The 15967-nt window shown below is 59.9% G+C and carries 11 protein-coding genes and 4 pseudogenes; 7 read left to right on the top strand and 8 right to left on the bottom strand.

Annotation, left to right across the window (positions count from 1 at the left end):
- Nucleotides 1-52 precede the first annotated feature (52 nt).
- From OMP40_RS07010 to OMP40_RS07000, 3 genes and pseudogenes are all read right to left on the bottom strand, one after another.
- Nucleotides 53-2014 (bottom strand): annotated as a pseudogene (locus OMP40_RS07010) (GTP-binding protein).
- An 84-nt stretch (nucleotides 2015-2098) separates the two neighbouring features.
- Nucleotides 2099-2467, bottom strand: a complete 369-nt coding sequence (locus tag OMP40_RS07005; RefSeq protein WP_277530273.1) for a hypothetical protein — start codon at nucleotides 2465-2467, stop codon at nucleotides 2099-2101.
- A 415-nt stretch (nucleotides 2468-2882) separates the two neighbouring features.
- Complete coding sequence (locus tag OMP40_RS07000) at nucleotides 2883-3200, bottom strand: hypothetical protein (protein ID WP_277530271.1); 318 nt, start codon at nucleotides 3198-3200, stop codon at nucleotides 2883-2885.
- A gap of 426 nt (nucleotides 3201-3626) precedes the next feature.
- On the opposite strand from OMP40_RS07000, the pseudogene OMP40_RS06995 reads away from it, so the two are divergent.
- The 4 genes and pseudogenes from OMP40_RS06995 to OMP40_RS06980 all read left to right on the top strand — a co-directional run bounded on the left by OMP40_RS06995 (nucleotide 3627) and on the right by OMP40_RS06980 (nucleotide 10236).
- A pseudogene (locus OMP40_RS06995) lies at nucleotides 3627-5106 on the top strand (Lsa family ABC-F type ribosomal protection protein).
- 180 nt (nucleotides 5107-5286) lie between these two features.
- On the top strand, nucleotides 5287-8574 hold the full coding sequence (locus OMP40_RS06990; RefSeq protein ID WP_277530269.1) for a BTAD domain-containing putative transcriptional regulator: 3288 nt from the start codon (nucleotides 5287-5289) through the stop codon (nucleotides 8572-8574).
- A gap of 513 nt (nucleotides 8575-9087) precedes the next feature.
- Nucleotides 9088-9159: pseudogene (locus OMP40_RS41275) on the top strand (hypothetical protein); the annotation flags it as partial.
- 51 nt (nucleotides 9160-9210) lie between these two features.
- On the top strand, nucleotides 9211-10236 hold the full coding sequence (locus OMP40_RS06980) for an S-layer homology domain-containing protein (RefSeq protein WP_277530266.1): 1026 nt from the start codon (nucleotides 9211-9213) through the stop codon (nucleotides 10234-10236).
- 141 nt (nucleotides 10237-10377) lie between these two features.
- Here the strand turns inward: OMP40_RS06980 and OMP40_RS06975 are convergent, their stop codons facing one another.
- Complete coding sequence (locus OMP40_RS06975; protein WP_277530264.1) at nucleotides 10378-11391, bottom strand: glycoside hydrolase family protein; 1014 nt, start codon at nucleotides 11389-11391, stop codon at nucleotides 10378-10380.
- A 123-nt stretch (nucleotides 11392-11514) separates the two neighbouring features.
- Here OMP40_RS06975 and OMP40_RS06970 point away from each other — a divergent pair, with 123 nt between their 5' ends.
- Nucleotides 11515-11904, top strand: coding sequence for an AraC family ligand binding domain-containing protein (locus OMP40_RS06970; RefSeq protein WP_277530262.1), 390 nt, complete (start codon nucleotides 11515-11517; stop codon nucleotides 11902-11904).
- Between the two features lie 182 nt (nucleotides 11905-12086).
- Nucleotides 12087-12419, top strand: coding sequence for a helix-turn-helix domain-containing protein (locus tag OMP40_RS06965; RefSeq protein ID WP_338131143.1), 333 nt, complete (start codon nucleotides 12087-12089; stop codon nucleotides 12417-12419).
- A 433-nt stretch (nucleotides 12420-12852) separates the two neighbouring features.
- On the opposite strand, the pseudogene mgsA reads toward OMP40_RS06965, so the two are convergent.
- From mgsA to OMP40_RS06945, 4 genes and pseudogenes are all read right to left on the bottom strand, one after another.
- Nucleotides 12853-13258: pseudogene (gene mgsA, locus OMP40_RS06960) on the bottom strand (methylglyoxal synthase); the annotation flags it as partial.
- Between the two features lie 207 nt (nucleotides 13259-13465).
- Nucleotides 13466-14017, bottom strand: a complete 552-nt coding sequence (locus OMP40_RS06955; RefSeq protein WP_277530261.1) for a PspA/IM30 family protein — start codon at nucleotides 14015-14017, stop codon at nucleotides 13466-13468.
- A 24-nt stretch (nucleotides 14018-14041) separates the two neighbouring features.
- Entirely contained in the window at nucleotides 14042-14587 is a 546-nt protein-coding gene (locus OMP40_RS06950) for a hypothetical protein (RefSeq protein WP_277530259.1), read from the bottom strand.
- Entirely contained in the window at nucleotides 14568-15161 is a 594-nt protein-coding gene (locus tag OMP40_RS06945; RefSeq protein ID WP_277530257.1) for a hypothetical protein, read from the bottom strand. Before OMP40_RS06945 ends, OMP40_RS06950 begins: the two co-directional genes overlap by 20 nt.
- A gap of 257 nt (nucleotides 15162-15418) precedes the next feature.
- Here OMP40_RS06945 and OMP40_RS06940 point away from each other — a divergent pair, with 257 nt between their 5' ends.
- A complete protein-coding gene (locus OMP40_RS06940; RefSeq protein ID WP_277530254.1) occupies nucleotides 15419-15892 on the top strand; it encodes a C40 family peptidase in 474 nt (157 codons plus the stop codon).
- Nucleotides 15893-15967: the final 75 nt, after the last annotated feature.

The following is a 15967-nucleotide window of genomic DNA, read 5'->3' as shown; positions in this document are numbered from 1 at the left end:
CTGAGTTTGTACGGCGCGGCGGGAGGGAGGTTCCAAAAAAATTTCGGACGGCTCAAAGCAGATGCATCTTCGCCTCCGCCTCCTGCCACGGTACCGAGTATCCGCTCCCCCTTGGCGCAGAAGATCGAGGCGGACGTGTACAGCGGATCCGCGTCTTTCCGGTAGCCGATCCGTTCGATGACAGCCTGCGCATTGTGGCATTCGTCGTAGCCGCCGAAGACGCAGCGGATGCTGCCCCGGCCGTGCGTGAAGGCGGCCAGCTCCGTTGCGTAATTCATGAAGGTCGCCACGGACGCTCGGCCGGTGACGATCGCATGCGTATCCGTCGTCTGCGGCGGCTCGAACCGTCCGCTGGCGCGCTGGATGTCGGACAGCACCCGGCCCATCTCGTCGATGCCCACGCGAATTTTAAAGTCGTAAACGGGCTCGAGCAGCACATTGTCCGCCTTCTCCAGCCCCTGCCGCAGCGCCCGGAAGGCCGCTTCGCGGAAGTCGCCGCCGTGCGTATGCTCGTTGTGCGCCGCGCCCCGCAGCAGCGTGATCTTGAGGTCAGTGACCGGCATGCCCGCCAGCAGGCCGCGATGCTCCCGCTCGTACAGATGCGTCCGCACGAGATTCTGGTTGCCGACGCTGAATTCGTTCGGGTGACAAGCGCTCGCGAACGCGATCCCGCTGCCGCGCTCCCCGGGCTCAAGCAGTAGATGAACTTCGGCGTAGTGCCGCAGCGGCTCGAAGTGTCCGTACCCTTTGACGGCCGTTCGGATCGTCTCCTTGTACAGGATCTCCGGCGGCCCGAAGGAGACGTCCATGCCGAACCGCTCCTTGGCCACCTGCTCCAGCACCTCCAACTGGATCACGCCCATGACGTGCAGATGAATCTCCTGCAGGCGCTCCTCCCAGACGACGTTCAGGGAAGGATCCTCCGCATTCAGAATTTGAAAAGCGCGCAGCACGTCCTTGACGTTCAGCGTCGCGGGAAAAAGGACCTTGGACTGCAGCGTCGGCACCATCTCGTAGGCCTGCTTGTCCGAGTAGATGCCGAGGCCCTGACCGGCCTCGGCCGCGGACAGTCCGACGACCGCGACCAGATCGCCCGCAGTCGCCCGATCGACCGACTGGGAGCGGCTCCCGCTGAACGTCAGGAGTCGCGTGACCTTCTCCGCGTACCGGACGCCCCCGCTCTGGTAAGCCATCTCGTCTCGAACCTGGAGCGTACCGCTCAGCACCTTGACGAAGGTCTGCCGCACGCCGTTCGCGTCATGTCGGATCTTGTAGACCCGCCCGCCGAACGGTGCCTCCTCGTCATAATCTACGGTCGTCAGCAGATGCAGCTGCGCCAGAAATTCGGCCACTCCGCTGTCCTGCAGCGCCGACCCGCTCGCGCAAGGGAACAGCCGGCCCTCGCGAATAAGCGTTCGCAGTCCCCCAAGCCAATAAGCCGGATCGTCGCGCCCCTCCAGGAAGGCCTCCAACAGCGCTTCGTCCCGCTCCGCCATCCGTTCCCGCAGCGCCTCGCCCACGATTCCGTCCGGCGTTAGCTCCTCCGCGATCGACGCCGCGTCCGGCGTGAGTTGCGCACGGATCTCCGCCGTCACAGCCTCCGCGTCCGCGCCGATCCGGTCCGTTTTATTGATAAAAAAAGAACGTCGGCACGCCATGCTTGCGCAGCAGCTGCCAGACCGTCTCGGTATGCCCCTGCACGCCCTCCGCCGCGCTGACGATGACGATCGCGTAATCCATCGCCAGGACGGCCCGCTCCATCTCCGGCGAGAAGTCGACGTGTCCCGGCGTATCGATCAAATAATAGGTGTCCCCTTGGTATGACAGCGTCGCCTGATCCGCGAAAACCGTAATCCCCCCGCGCCCGCTCGATCTCGTGGCTGTCCAGGTAAGCGTCCTTGTGATCGACCCGGCCCCGCGCCCGGATGCTGTTGGTATGATAAAGCAGCTGTTCCGCAAAGGTCGTCTTGCCCGCATCCACGTGGGCGAACAGACCGATCGTCTTCCGCATGATGGTGTCCCTCTTCCGTCGCTCGTTGCAGTAAACCTCTGCTCCCATTAAAACATATTTGGCCGCGCAGGTTGTTAAAAAAGGCATTTATGCCCGCCGCATCGCCGCTCGGACGCGCGCGACTGCCAAAGTGCTGCCCGTCGACAGCACTTCCGCCGCTCGGACGTGCGCGACTGCCAAAGTGCTGCCCGTCGACAGCACTTCCGCCGCTCGGACGTGCGCGACTGCCAAGGTGCTGCCCGTCGACAGCACTTCCGCCGCTCGGACGCGCGTGACTGCCAAGGTGCTGCCCGTCGACAGCACTTCCGCCGCTCGGACGCGCGCGACTGCCAAAGTGCTGCCCGTCGACAGCACTTCCGCCGCTCGGACGTGCGCGACTGCCAAAGTGCTGCCCGTCGACAGCACTTCCGCCGCTCGGACGCGCGCGACTGCCAAAGTGCTGCCCGTCGACAGCACTTCCGCCGCTCGGAGCGCGCGACTGCCAAAGTGCTGCCCGTCGACAGCACTTCCGCCGCTCGGACGCGCGCGACTGCCAAGGTGCTGCCCGTCGACAGCACTTCCGCCGCTCGGACGCGCGCGACTGCCAAGGTGCTGTCCGTCGACAGCACTTCCGCTGCCCGGACGCGCGCGACTGCCAAGGTGCTGCCCGTCGACAGCACTTCCGCCGCTCGGACGCGCGCGACTGCCAAAGCGCTGCCCGTCGACAGCACTTCCGCCGCTCGGACGCGCGCGACTGCCAAAGTGCTGCCCGTCGACAGCACTTCCGCCGCTCGGAGCGCGCGACTGCCAAAGTGCTGCCCGTCGATAGCACTTCCGCCGCTCGGACGCGCGCGACTGCCAAGGTGCTGCCCGTCGACAGCACTTCCGCCGCTCAGACGCGCGCGACTGCCAAGGTGCTGCCCGTCGACAGCACTTCCGCTGCCCGGACGCGCGCGACTGCCAAAGTGCTGCCCGTCGACAGCACTTCCGCCTCTCGGAGCGCGCGACTGCCAAAGTGCTGCCCGTCGACAGCACTTCCGCCGCTCGAACGCGCGCGACTGCCAAGGTGCTGCCCGTCGACAGCACTTCCGCCGCTCGGACACGCGTGACTGCCAAAGTGCTGCCCGTCGACAGCACTTCCGCCGAGGCAGCGGGGCAGATACTTCTCTACATCGTACACGAGCACGATATCATTGACTGCTGGCTTCATGGGCACCCTCCATTAATTACAAATTGTGGATTAAGGCTCGGGTCGGTGTTCATGTTCGTATGGAGTCGTGGCGGGGGGAATCCGGGATTTCTTGCGTGGTTGAGTCGTGTATCGAAGAAATCGGTTCGCCACGCCTGCGCGCAAGCCGACGGGAATCCGAGGTTGCCTCCGCCCCCGCGCATGATTTACAATACGGTTAACTGAACGGATTGGAGTTGAAGTTGAATGTGATTTTTCTTGCCCATGCGAAGGAAGACGGCGATCGTTCGCCCCTATTCTTTGCCGTGCAAGAAAGTTACGTTCTTCTTCGCTCGATCGGCGGGCCCTGATCCATTCTGGATCGGCGGATTTTCCCATACCCATCGGAGCTGCGAGAAGTAACTTTCTTGCGGCTCTTTTATTTTTCCCAAGGGAGGAATCCGCCATATGTCATTGATTCAAGTGAAAAACCTGACGTTCGCCTACGACGGCAGCTACGATAACATCTTCGAAGACGTGAGCTTCCAGATCGATACCGATTGGAAATTAGGCTTCACGGGGCGCAACGGACGGGGCAAGACGACGTTCCTGAACCTGCTGCTCGGCAAATACGAGTACCGCGGGCAAATCTCCGCCTCCGTCGGCTTCGAGTATTTCCCTTTTCCCGTCGCGAATCCCGAGGACCTGACTCTCTTCGTCATGGAGAGCATCGTGCCGGAAGCCGCGGAGTGGGAGATCAAACGCGAGCTGTCGCTGCTCCAGATGTCGGAGGACGCGCTGTACCGCCCCTTCGAATCGCTGTCCAACGGGGAGCAGACGAAGGCGCTGCTGGCCGCGTTGTTTCTCAAGGAAAACAGCTTCCTGCTCATCGACGAGCCGACCAACCACCTCGACGCGCATGCCCGCAAGCTCGTCAGCGACTACCTGCGCACGAAGCGCGGCTTTATCCTCGTGTCCCACGACCGGGCCTTCCTGGACAATTGCATCGATCACGTGCTGTCCATCAACAAGGCCGATATCGACATTCAGAAGGGCAACTTCTCCGACTGGCAGGAGAACAAGCGGCGGGAGGACGACTTCGAGCTCGCGGAGAACGAGAAGCTGAAAAAGGACATCAAGCGCCTGTCCGAAGCCGCCAAGCGCACGAGCGACTGGTCAGACGCCGTCGAGAAGACGAAAAACGGTACGCGCGTCGGCGGCCTGCGACCGGACAAAGGGTACATCGGCCACAAAGCCGCCAAGATGATGAAGCGTTCCAAAGCCGCGGAGCACCGGCAGCAGGCCGCGATCGACGAACGGGCGGGGCTGCTGAAGAACGTCGAGAGCGCGGAGAGCTTGAAGATTCCGCAGCTGGCTTACCACCAGGAGAGACTCGTGGAGCTGGCCGGCGTATCGATTTTTTACGGAGACAAGACCGTCTGCGAAAATGTCGGATTCGCCGTCGAACGGGGAGAACGCATCGCGCTGTCGGGACCGAACGGCTCGGGCAAGTCGAGCATCCTCAAGCTGATCTGCGGGGAGAACCTGACGTATACAGGCACGCTGCGGAAGGGGAGCCAACTCAAGATCTCGTACGTGTCGCAGGACACCGCGCATCTGCGGGGCGACTTGTCGGATTATGCCGCGGCGCACGGCATCGACGAGAGTTTGTTCAAAGCGATCCTGCGCAAGCTCGACTTCGCCCGGGTGCAGTTCGAGAAGGATATCTCGTCCTACAGCGGCGGCCAGAAAAAGAAGGTGCTGATCGCCCGAAGCCTGTGCGAGGGGGCGCATCTGTACGTCTGGGACGAACCGCTCAACTTCATCGACGTCCTGTCCCGCATGCAGATCGAGGAGCTTGCTGCTCGCGCACGCGCCCACGATCCTGTTCGTGGAGCACGACAGTGCGTTCTGCAGACGGATCGCGACGAAGGTCGTGGAGCTATAAGACCAGAAATTGTGCGGAAATCGCGGATTTTGTCGAAGGAATCAGGGCGCCGTCCATCGAATTAATAAGGAATCTAAGATGGCTCGACGAGTCTGAGAGACTGGAGGATCCCCATTGATCGTACGCACCAAGCTTGCTATCCCGCGACTCCGGAGCGCTCCCGTACCCAGGCCCAGACTGATGCGAAAATTGAACGAGGGGCTGAACGCCAAGCTGACGCTGGTCTCCGGCCAATCCGGCTACGGCAAGACGACGGCGCTGAGCCAATGGGCGAGCGAGGCGAATCTGCCCGTGGCATGGATATCGCTGGATCGGCAGGACAACGATTGGATCGCGTTATGGAGCGGCCTGACGGCGGCCGTCGAGACCGTCGCGCCGGGCTTCGGCGAATCGGTCCTGCCGCTGGTCAAGGAAGGCCCTTCGTCCTTTCCGGCATCGCCTTCTCTGTCCGCGCCAGCGTGGTCGTCGGAGCCCGCGATCAAGGCGCTGCTGAACGCGCTGCACGACTATGCGGGCGAGCTTGCGATCGTGCTGGACGACTATCAATTCATCGAACTCTCCGCGATTCACCGCTCCTGGGTATACTTCGTCGAGCGCTTGCCGGATAATGTGCATCTTTATGTCGCGAGCCGCGTCGATCCGACGATGCCGACCGCGAGACTGCTCGCGAGACAAGAGCTGCACCTCGTCACGGCGGACGATTTGCGGTTCGATGCGGACGAGGGGCGCGCCTTCTTCGAGCTTAAGGCGGGGCTGGCGCTCACGGGCGAGCAGATGTCCGCGCTCGTGCGCCAGACGGAAGGGTGGATCAGCGGGCTGCAGCTCGCGGCGATCTCGCTTGGGCGAAGCGCCGACCCCGCCGCGTTCATCAGTCAGTTCAGCGGCAGGCAGCATCATATCGCGGATTACTTGCTTGAGGAAGTGTTCCGGGATCTCGAGGCGCCGCTGCAGGCGTTCCTTCGCGATACGTCCGTCTTGGCGCGGATGAACCCGTCTCTGTGCGAAGCCGTGACGGGCCGGAACGACTGCCGCGCGCTGCTTGCGAGGCTGGAGCAGCTCAATCTGTTCCTGATCCCGCTGGACGAGGAGCGGCAGTGGTACAGGTATCACCATCTGCTATCAGACTTTCTGCGCGGTCAGTTCGCCGGCGGCGATCCCGAAGGTTGGGCGGCCGCGCACGCGAGAGCCGCGCGGTGGCTGGAGGAGCAGGGCGCCATCGAAGAGGCCGGCGAGCACTACCTGGAGGGGCGGCAGTACGCCGAGGCCGTACGACTGATCGAGCGGCATCTGCCCGAGCTGATCCAGAGCAGTGGCGCTACGCTGAGCCGCTGGGTGCTGCGGCTGCCGGAAGGCAGTCTCGAAGGCAAGCCGATGGCGGAGATGTTCTATCTGCTCCTGCTGACCGGCAGCGGGCAGAAGGAGCTTGCCGCGCGCAAGATCGGGGAGGCGCGGGCGCGGTACGAGCGGCTGGAAGGCGCGATGGACGAGACCGCGTGGCGCTCGGTCATGGGCAATCTTTATTTCTTGAGCGGCGTTGTCTGCTATCTGCTCAAAGACCTGGATGGCGTAAGCGCCTACTTCGAGCTGGCGGAGCGCCTCTTTCCCGAAGCGCGGCTGCTGCGTTCGGTCTCGTTCAACAACAACCACGTGCTCGACGAGTTCGACGATCATCTGGGTTATCTGAACGATTACCGTGCCGCAAGCGCGTTCATGGACAAATGGCTGAGCGTCTGGGGAGAGAACCTGGCCCACCCGTTCGTCCTGTCGCTCAACGCTTCGCACAGCAGACTACTGTACGAGTGGAATCGGCTCGAAGAGGCGGAGGCGTGCGTGCGCCGGTTGCTCGGCCGCAGCGATACGCCCTCCGTCGCTCGAACTCTACTGCACCTTTACGGTAGCGCGTCGCGAATCATGCAGGCCCGGGGCTATGCGGCGGAGGCGGCGGACCTGCTGGTCCAGCTGCGGGCGCGCGTCGATTCGCCGGACTACGACCTGTATATGCGCAGAATCGAGGCGGAGGAAGCCTGCCTGCGCGTGCGGCAAGGCGACCTGCGCGGAGCGGCGCAGTGGCTGGTCCGCTGCGGGATGTCGCATGCGGACGAAGTGTCCGTCGGCAGCGTGATAGAGCAGCTCGCGCTGGCCCGGGTGCTGGCCGCCTGCGGACGCGGCGCGGAGGCGCTGGATCTGGCTGAGCGGCTGTACGCGCTGCTCTGCAGGGAGGACCGCCTGCGGGACCGGATCCAGGCGCTGATCGTGCAAAGCATGGCGCTGCACGGGCTCGAGCGGAAGGACGAGGCGCTGGACAGGCTGGATACGGCGCTGCGTCTGGCGGAACCGCAGGGCTTCGTCCGCAGCTTCGTCGACGAAGGCGAAGTCATGGCGGCGCTCCTCGCCGCCTATGTCGAGGCGGAGACGCGCGGGGCCGCAGGCGCCTTCGCCTATGCGCGAAGGCTGCTGCAGGCGCTGTCGGACGAGGCGGCGGGCAGAAGGGCGGCGCGGGAGGCGGCGAGGTCGGAGGCGGGCACTTCGGCCGAGCATGGATCGGCCGAAGCTGGCCCGACGACCAAGAATGCATCGGCGGAGGCCGACGTAATGCCGGGGCGCGAGACAGCAGACGCAGGCATGGCGGCAGGGTCCGTAGCGACGGAGACGGGCGCGACACCGGGTCGCGAGGAGACTGGCGTCGGCAGGACGGCCTTGCGCAAGGCTGCGGCGCTCGGAGAAGCGGCAGATCGTTCCGCGCCTGCCGTCCAACGGCTGCTGGTGAGCTGCTTCGGCAGATTCAAAGTCTGCGGCCCGGACGGCCGGGAAGTCCGCTGGCGAACGTCCAAAACAGAGGAGCTGCTGGCCTACCTGGTGCATCATCGGGGAGAAGCGGTGGACCGATATCGCATCATGGACGCGCTGTGGGACGACGACTCCGCCAAGACGTCAGCCAACCTGCACACGACGGTGCACCTCCTTCGCAAGACGCTCGGACTTCTCGGCATCGAAGGCATCATTCAGCACAACCGCGGCTTTTACCGCGTCGATACCGACATTTTGGATTGCGACTATCTGTCGTTCGAGGCCTGGGTATCCGCCGGTACGGCTCTAACCGACGACAATATCGACCGCTGCTTGGCGATCGCCAAGCTCTACGCGGGCCCTTATCTGTCGGACAACGGCTATCCCTGGTCAGAGCCGGCCGGGAAAAGTCTCGAGAACGAATTTTTAGCCCTCCTGCTCCAGATCTGCGATTATTATATGGACGACGGGAATTATCCTGCCGCCATCGGCGCGATGAAAAGAGCGCTCAAGCACGCATCTTGGCGGGAAGACGTGCACGTACGGCTAATCCGGGCGTATCTGGGAAACAAAGACCGGATCGCCGCCCTCAAGCAATACGATACGCTCAAGCGAATGCTGCGCACCGAGTATCGGCTGGAGCCGGGAGATGAGGCAAAGGAACTGTTGAACCTGCGTTGACCGTCGACATATACCGCCAGAAATACAAAAACGGAGCGCTTGTAAAATAACGGAAAATGCGCGAATCGGCGACATGATTCCTTGTCGGACAAGGCTTTTGCTGATGCCTCTCTCCATTCGCGTATGATTTTTTTGTTCAGTCCTTTTTTGCTACTATAGGCTCAGCCTGAACGAACATGCAGAGGAGGCGTATCGATTTACGATGAAAAAAAAGAACGATTGGCTTGTTTCTTGCTTTGTCCCTTTCTTTGCCGAGCGCGGCAGCGTTCGCAAAGACGTCCGCCGACTTTACCGACTTGAAAGACCTGGACGCGGCGACGAAGGCCAAGTTCGACGCGATGATCTCCGCGGGCATCTTCGACGGCGTATCCGACACCAGCTTCGGCTTAAAGGACGAGATGAACCGCGCCCAATTCGCCAAGGTCGCCGCCTTGATCTACGGTTTGGAAGTCGACAAGGATCTGAAGACCTCCAGCTTCACAGACGTAAAGGCGGACGATCAGGCCAACGGTTATGCGCTGCCGTACATCGAAGCGATCAAAAAAAGCCGGCATCACGGATGGCTACGGTTCGGGCGTATACGACCCTGCGGGAGAGGTCACGAAGGAGCAGCTGGCTGCGTTTCTGATCAAGGGCTTGGGCCAAAAGGAAGAGGCGCAACAAACGCCGGGCGTTAAAGATGATACCGTGTCGGATTGGGCCAAGGGATACGTCGCGCTGGCGCTGGATCTGAAACTCCTGTCCAACGGCACGGACGGAACATTCGGCGGCCAAGCAAACGCGACGCGCGACCTGCTGGTCACCGGAGCTTACGAGGCTAAAGCGCAGTATGTAGCGCCGGGATCGACACCGACGCCTACTCCGACGCCAACACCGACGCCTACACCAACGCCGACGCCGATCTATCAGCCGCCCGTGTCGACGCCAACGCCCACACCGACTCCGACGTCGACTGCGACGCCGACGCCGTCGTCAACTCCGACACCGACGCCTTCCGACGCACCTACGTCGACGCCGGCTCCTGCGATCGAGAACGTCGATGCCGAAGCGGGCACCGTTGCTTACACGACTCGCATCTTCTACACGCCTGACGCAGGCAACGTGCTTCGGATCAAAACGCAGGCAGACGCCTTTTCGGTTCCGAACGTAGGCGATGATGCGAGCGGCCTCAGCGAGGCTTACCAATCCGGTTCCAACATCGCGAATGTCGAAGTTGGCGATCATATCGGGCTTTATGAAGTTAATGCGGTAACTGGCGCTGTGGTTCGGTTCAGCGATATTGAACTGAACGGTACGAAGATCGCAGTGGAGCCTCCATATCTTACTGTAGGGGATATCGGAGATTTCGAGCTCGGCTCTCAAGCGGGCACCATCCGATTTACCGGCCTCCTTTTGCCGAGTGGCGCCACTAAATGGATGATTTTGTCCGGCTCCGCCCCTCTCGATATGCCGGCAGCGGGATCGATCTTCGACGGACAAGCGTATACAAAGGACGAAACGACGAACACCTGGGCGGATATCGAATATTTTGCTAACGCATATACCCATATTGTGTTAGCCGCTACAGACGACGATGGACGTATCATTCGATATAAGCCTCTCGCCTACAAGGATCCCCCCAGAGGATTCAAACGGTTCAAATGGCCCGGGTGGTCCAACTGATCCGAACGGCCCGTATAACCCGCCATTCTATCCTTAATCTCGAGTGTCTAGCGGTTCGTCAGAAAAAACCGTCAGGGAATCCACCCTGGCGGTTTTTCATTTCCCCCCTGCCCTCTCCGACTTTCAAAAAGCTTCCTGCTATTAATCTTGCCTATCCCCCAACGGCCTCGAAGTCGCGACGGCGATCGTTCTGAACGTGCCGTGGTGAACGGCGCGATCTCCCGGCCGGCTGGGCCTGCATGCGCAATAGAAGTGGTAGAGCGTTCCTTCGTGACGAATGACGGATGGTTTATGCGCGTAGAGACTGTCCAGGCTGCCTTCCGGACCATGCCGGATGATCGGCTCCGCATGCTTTTGCCAATGAAGCAGGTCGTCCGATAACGCAATTCCCTCCTGCGCGTGACGTCCGTCGAAGCCGAAATAAAACAGCGCCCACCGATCCTTATGCCGCAATACGCAGGGATCGCTGACAAACCGGCTTTCCCACGAATCGGGCGAGACGCGCAGCAGCGGGTTGTCGGCGGCTCTCGTCCAATGGACGAGATCGGTAGACGTAGCCAATCCGGTCTGTTCCATCCAAGCTTCATCCGCCCCGCTCCGGTTCTTGGCATTGTAAAACATATAAAACAATCCTTCATGCTCAACGAGACATTCCTTATACAGGCCGCCTTGCTCCCAAGGCGCCCCGTCTTCCGGTACGAGGATCGGTTCCGGCAAGCGATGCCAGGTCAACAGATCGGAGTCCTCCGTCCAAGCAAGTCCGATCCGCGCGGGGCCAGTCTCGTATCCCTCTCCGGGGTACGCATGATAGACGAGCCAATACTTATCGTTCCACTTTTTAAGCACGGGCTGCCCGTCCATGTCGTTCTCCCGCAAGATCCAGGCGCCGGCCACGTTCAACGAATCCCATCCGTTTCCTTCGCCGCGGCGCAGGATGAGGCCCGCCGGACGCCAATCCAGCAAGTTATCGCTTATCGCAAGCCCCGTCTGATATCCGACACCGTCAAATCCCACGTACATCATGTAATACTGGTCCCGATGCCGGAACACAAAGGGACAGTCGACCGCTTGCTCGTCGAATGCGCCCGGCACCCCCGACCCGGTAAGAACCGGTCTGTCCAGCTTGTAAGACGTTAAAAAATCGGTTATATCCATCCCCGGCGCACCCTCCGCTTCGTTTGACCATTTCATAACGAGCGTAGCATGGAAAAAGCTTTCGTTACATGGTTGAATCAGATATAATTTTGACTAAATCCGACTTCACGAGAGGTTATAAAAATGGAAACCGACGCTTCGCTATGCTTCAAAGGCCATCCCTTCCCCGGTTACATTTCATCCGGCAAAGTCGTATATGGGACGGACGATAAGCACCCGGAGCGAATCTTTTCGACCTTTGTGGCGATGTTTATCGAGGAAGGAACGCTCTACTTCACGGAAGGCGATGCCGCATACACGCTCAAAGCCGGCGAATGGTTCATTCAGACGCCCGGCATTCGGCATTACGGGCATCAAGCGGGGGGGCGTCAAGACGATTTTCCATTTCGTTCATTTCTTGCCCCAAGGGGAATGGCGGATCGAGACGCATGCCTGGCGTCGGGAGCAAGCCGCGCTTCCCGTATGGCAGCTCGATCATGGCGAGGGTATCCGTCTTCCGCAGTTCGAGATTAGACTGCCGATGCGCGGGAGCTTTGCGCTTACGGATTGGCAGGCGCTGTTCATCAAGCTTCATCAAAATCGCGCACAAGGGATGGGATCGATCGGCCAACAAGCCACTTTCCTCGAGCTTCTTGAAAAAATGGTATGGCAGGACACGGACGGCACGTTAACCGCGCTGCCGATCCAAAAAAGTCATTGCTTATATCCAGCAGCATTATGCAGAATCGCTTACTGTGTCGGCGTTAGCCAGCCGATTCCACTTCTCCCCGGACTACTTAACGAGGCTGATGAAGCAGACGACAGGCCTGGCGCCTTCCGTGCTCATCGCTCAGTATCGCATGAACAAAGCGAAGCATCTGCTGGTCCATACGAACGATGCCATCCAACAGATCAGCCGCGAGACCGGCTACCCCGATATCGCTGTGTTCAGCAGAACGTTCAAGAAGCATACCGGTCAGTCGCCAACCCTATACCGGCAAGAGCAGTGGGGCGGAGGCGCCCGGCTGCGCGAAAAGAAGCCAAAGTAAATCGAAAGGCGCCAGAATAAGCCTCGTCGCACCTTGCTTTCGCCGCAAAGCCTGCAGATTTACATCAATTTCTGCCGAAGTCGGGCCTATTGAACAAAATACCTGCAAATACGCATTTATTTCCCTTCGTTGGCCCGATTGCCGGCTTGCGAGATGAAATTACCTGCACATTTGCAGGTTTTTCATCTACAGTCTCGGGCCGACAGAAAAAGCCTGCACAAATGCAGGCTTTTCGATCGTCATCGGATGTATGTTCTAAAAGTGTACCAGGCGTTCGCCCTAATGGTTCTTACGGCAACCACGCGTATGATCGGCAGTCAGCGCCCGCACCCCGTCAGATCGACTCGGCGCGGGGAAGGCTGCGCTCCTCGTCGGCCGACTTTCCGAGTTGGGCCGGCGCGGCGGACGAACGTTTGAGGTGGGCGACGTTGGCAGGGCGGCGTTGATGAATGATATCGCGCCAGTGGAAGTCCCCCCCGCTCCAGCGAATGAACGAGCAGCTCGGCGGTCGCCATATTCGTCGCTACGGGAATGCCGTATACGTCGCACAGCCGGAGCAAGGCGGTGATGTCCGGTTCGTGGGGCTGCGCCACGAGCGGATCGCGGAAGAAGACCAGCAGATCCAGTTCGTTCTGCGACACCATGGCGCCGATCTGTTGGTCGCCGCCCAGCGGTCCCGACTTGAAGGTCATGATGTCCAGGTCCGTATTTTCCATGATAAGCCGTCCCGTCGTGCCCGTAGCGAACAGCGTATGCGGCTTGAATAACGACTGATAAGCGATCGTGAACGCGATCATCTCTTCCTTCTTGTGGTCATGCGCGACAAATGCTACGTTCATCCGGTTCACCTCGATGATGTATTTGCGTTATATTATTTTACATAATACTATCATTAATCCGAATAATCGACAACCTTCGCGCAAAATATCCCGAAAATGCGTAATATAAAGTTACACAATACAAAAAAAGATGGAGCTCGATAGCTCCACCTGTACTCGCCGATATTTTTCGAGTGCTAATCGATCTACGATTTATGCCGAGCAGGACTAGTAAGGCCGGCTGCGCTCCAGCTCCGCTTTGGCTTCGGCCAGAAATAAATCGGCTTGAAGCTGGTCCAGAACATCCTTGGAATCGCCGTCGGATAGGGCTTGTTCAGCCGCGATCAGGGAGACGGCACGGCGGCTTCTCGCCTTGTACTGTTCGATGACCGCTTTTGCGGTTTGAATTTTGCCGGACAGCGCATCCTGCTTCTCCAACAATTCCTCCGCAAACACCCGGTTGCGTTCGGCATCCGCTTGCAGCTTTTCATATAGCTGATTCCGGTCGTGGACTTCCTCCAGCCACCGGCGCGCCAGCTCCGCATCCGATGCCCGGGCCGCATCTTCCGCTATGTCGCGCTTCGTTTTGATTTCCGATTGAACGGCGTTCATCTTCTCCAGAATGACCAGGCCCTCCGATTGCACGCGCTTCGTCGTCACGGACAACTCGCGCAAGGCTTCGGAGCTCGCTTCAATGTAGGCATTTAACAGGCGCTCCGGATCTTCCTCGGATTGACGCTTGGCTGCGAACAATCGGCGCAAATGTCGAGTCAGCCCCAAAGCGGGTCGCCCCCTTCTTTACCTTCATTCATCCTCGCAATACTTGCGGTCGGCGCCCTTGTGAAACGAAGCGGCCGATATAAAATTGCTGGGGGCGCCGTCGTCTCCGTATTCCAGTACGAACTCATGCCCTCGCGGAACGGTCCTTCCCAATATTTGAACGGAAGGGGTCGAGTTGCGGACGCGGTAGACGGACGGAAAGGGACAGCAGTACCAATAACCTTTTTCCTCGATGAGATTGCGCTCGAGCAGCTCTTCAACGGTGATCTCGTATTCTCGCTCCACTTCCGTGATGAGACAAGCCGACCAATGCTCTTGAAGATCATCGACGGCCTGCTGCCACTCGCCCGCCCTTTGAATTTCTCTTTTGGCGCTGCTCGAGGTTACTTTCCAAATATCGTCGGAGTCCAGCTTGCACAGGCGTCGCAGCAATCCGGACCGGTCGCCCGGAGCCGGCAGCAGGTCGAACTGGATGGCTTCCGGTGCCTTTAAGCCTTGCGCGACGAGCAAATAATCGGTGAGCGCCAGCCAGTATTGCTTCTCCGCATCCTCATGCGTCTCCTCGGACACCCGTCGGCCGCTCGATATGCTCCCTACGATCGCGTCCCCCCGCTTGCTTGCGCGTTCGAGCCGCTTCATAGGACAGGATCACGGCCTTGAAGCGATCCCCTTGGGATCGTGCCGCATCGACCGCCTCTTTGGTCATCTCATCCATCCGCTCGGCAGCGCGGCGCAGGCCGGCGAGATGCGCAACCGGGCATGGGCGCGGGCCTTCCAGCTGCGGGCCCAACCGGATCGGAAGCTCGATGCGGGCCGATCGCTCGAAAGCGGCCTCCTGCCGGGCCGCGATCATCAGATCGGGTATTTTGCCGTACCATATATCCGCCTGGTCGTGGGTGATGACGGGGACCGGCTTCGCCTGACCGCCGAAGCTGGAGAGCGCATCGCCGAGAAGCGCATCGGCCATCGTCTGCAAAGCGCGCGCGGCCTGCATAAACGCGAGCGCCCGGCCCCGATCGCAGCCGGCCATCTCCACATGAAGATCGTACACCTGCTCGCCAAGCCTTCTATAGCTTTCCAGATGCTCGATCGGACACACTTTTTCGCCCGTCACGCTTTCCCGAATCCAACTGAACAGTCCCATCTTGACGACCTCCAACCTCGTATTGTTTTCATCATAATACAAATACTTACGCAACAAGGATAAAAAAAGTCGGAAAAATTAAATGTTTCCTGTCCGATTCGCTTGAAACGCCCATTAAAGAATTATCAGCAAAGCTTCATAAATCGCCAAACGAACCGGCAACGTCCGAATCTGACTTCTCATTGGAAAAGGGGTTCCATTTATTTTGTGATATGGTGAGTGAACCTTATTAAACGACAAGGAGGAACACCCAGATTATGCAATGGTCCAGAATAAAAGCAGTCGTCATCATCACACTGAGCGCCGCCATCGGCGCAACGGCAGGCCTTTCCGCCCGTACCTCGACCGCCGCGGCCGCGACTCCCGCATCCAAAGAGGTCATCGCCTCGGGAACGAAATACTTGGGCGTGCCCTATCGCTTCGGCGCCCCGACCAACATCACCTATGCTTTTGATTGCTCCTCCTTCACCCAATACATATTCAAATCGAATGGCGTCAAGCTTCCCCGCACCTCGATCACGCAAGCCAAGATAGGCAAGAAGGTAACGAAAGGTTATCTCAGCACCGGCGATCTGATCTTTTATAACACGAGCGGCAAAGGGATCAGCCATGTCGGCATCTATGCAGGCAACGGAAAAATGCTGCACAGCTCAAGCAAGGGCGTGGCCCTCTCCAGCATCAATACATCGTATTGGAAATCCAAGTACGTGACCGCGCGAAGAGTACTGTAGGCGTACGAGCGAACAAGAGGACATGGCGGTCCTCTTGTTTTTGGCATGGGCGCAGGTTTATGGCGAGCACCGCTG

The sequence above is a fragment of the Cohnella rhizosphaerae genome (assembly GCF_029525575.1).
Classification (GTDB): domain Bacteria; phylum Bacillota; class Bacilli; order Paenibacillales; family Paenibacillaceae; genus Cohnella; species Cohnella rhizosphaerae.
This window is presented reverse-complemented; position numbering and strand designations above follow the sequence as displayed.

Bases quoted from the DNA above. Each gene is read 5' to 3' on its own strand.
- OMP40_RS06945 (WP_277530257.1), bottom strand. From the start codon at position 15,161: ATGGGACTGTTCAGTTGGATTCGGGAAAGCGTGACGGGCGAAAAAGTG.
- OMP40_RS06940 (WP_277530254.1), top strand. From the start codon at position 15,419: ATGCAATGGTCCAGAATAAAAGCAGTCGTCATCATCACACTGAGCGCC.
- OMP40_RS07000 (WP_277530271.1), bottom strand. From the start codon at position 3,200: ATGAAGCCAGCAGTCAATGATATCGTGCTCGTGTACGATGTAGAGAAG.
- OMP40_RS06975 (WP_277530264.1), bottom strand. From the start codon at position 11,391: ATGGATATAACCGATTTTTTAACGTCTTACAAGCTGGACAGACCGGTT.
- OMP40_RS06970 (WP_277530262.1), top strand. From the start codon at position 11,515: ATGGAAACCGACGCTTCGCTATGCTTCAAAGGCCATCCCTTCCCCGGT.
- OMP40_RS06990 (WP_277530269.1), top strand. From the start codon at position 5,287: ATGCGAAAATTGAACGAGGGGCTGAACGCCAAGCTGACGCTGGTCTCC.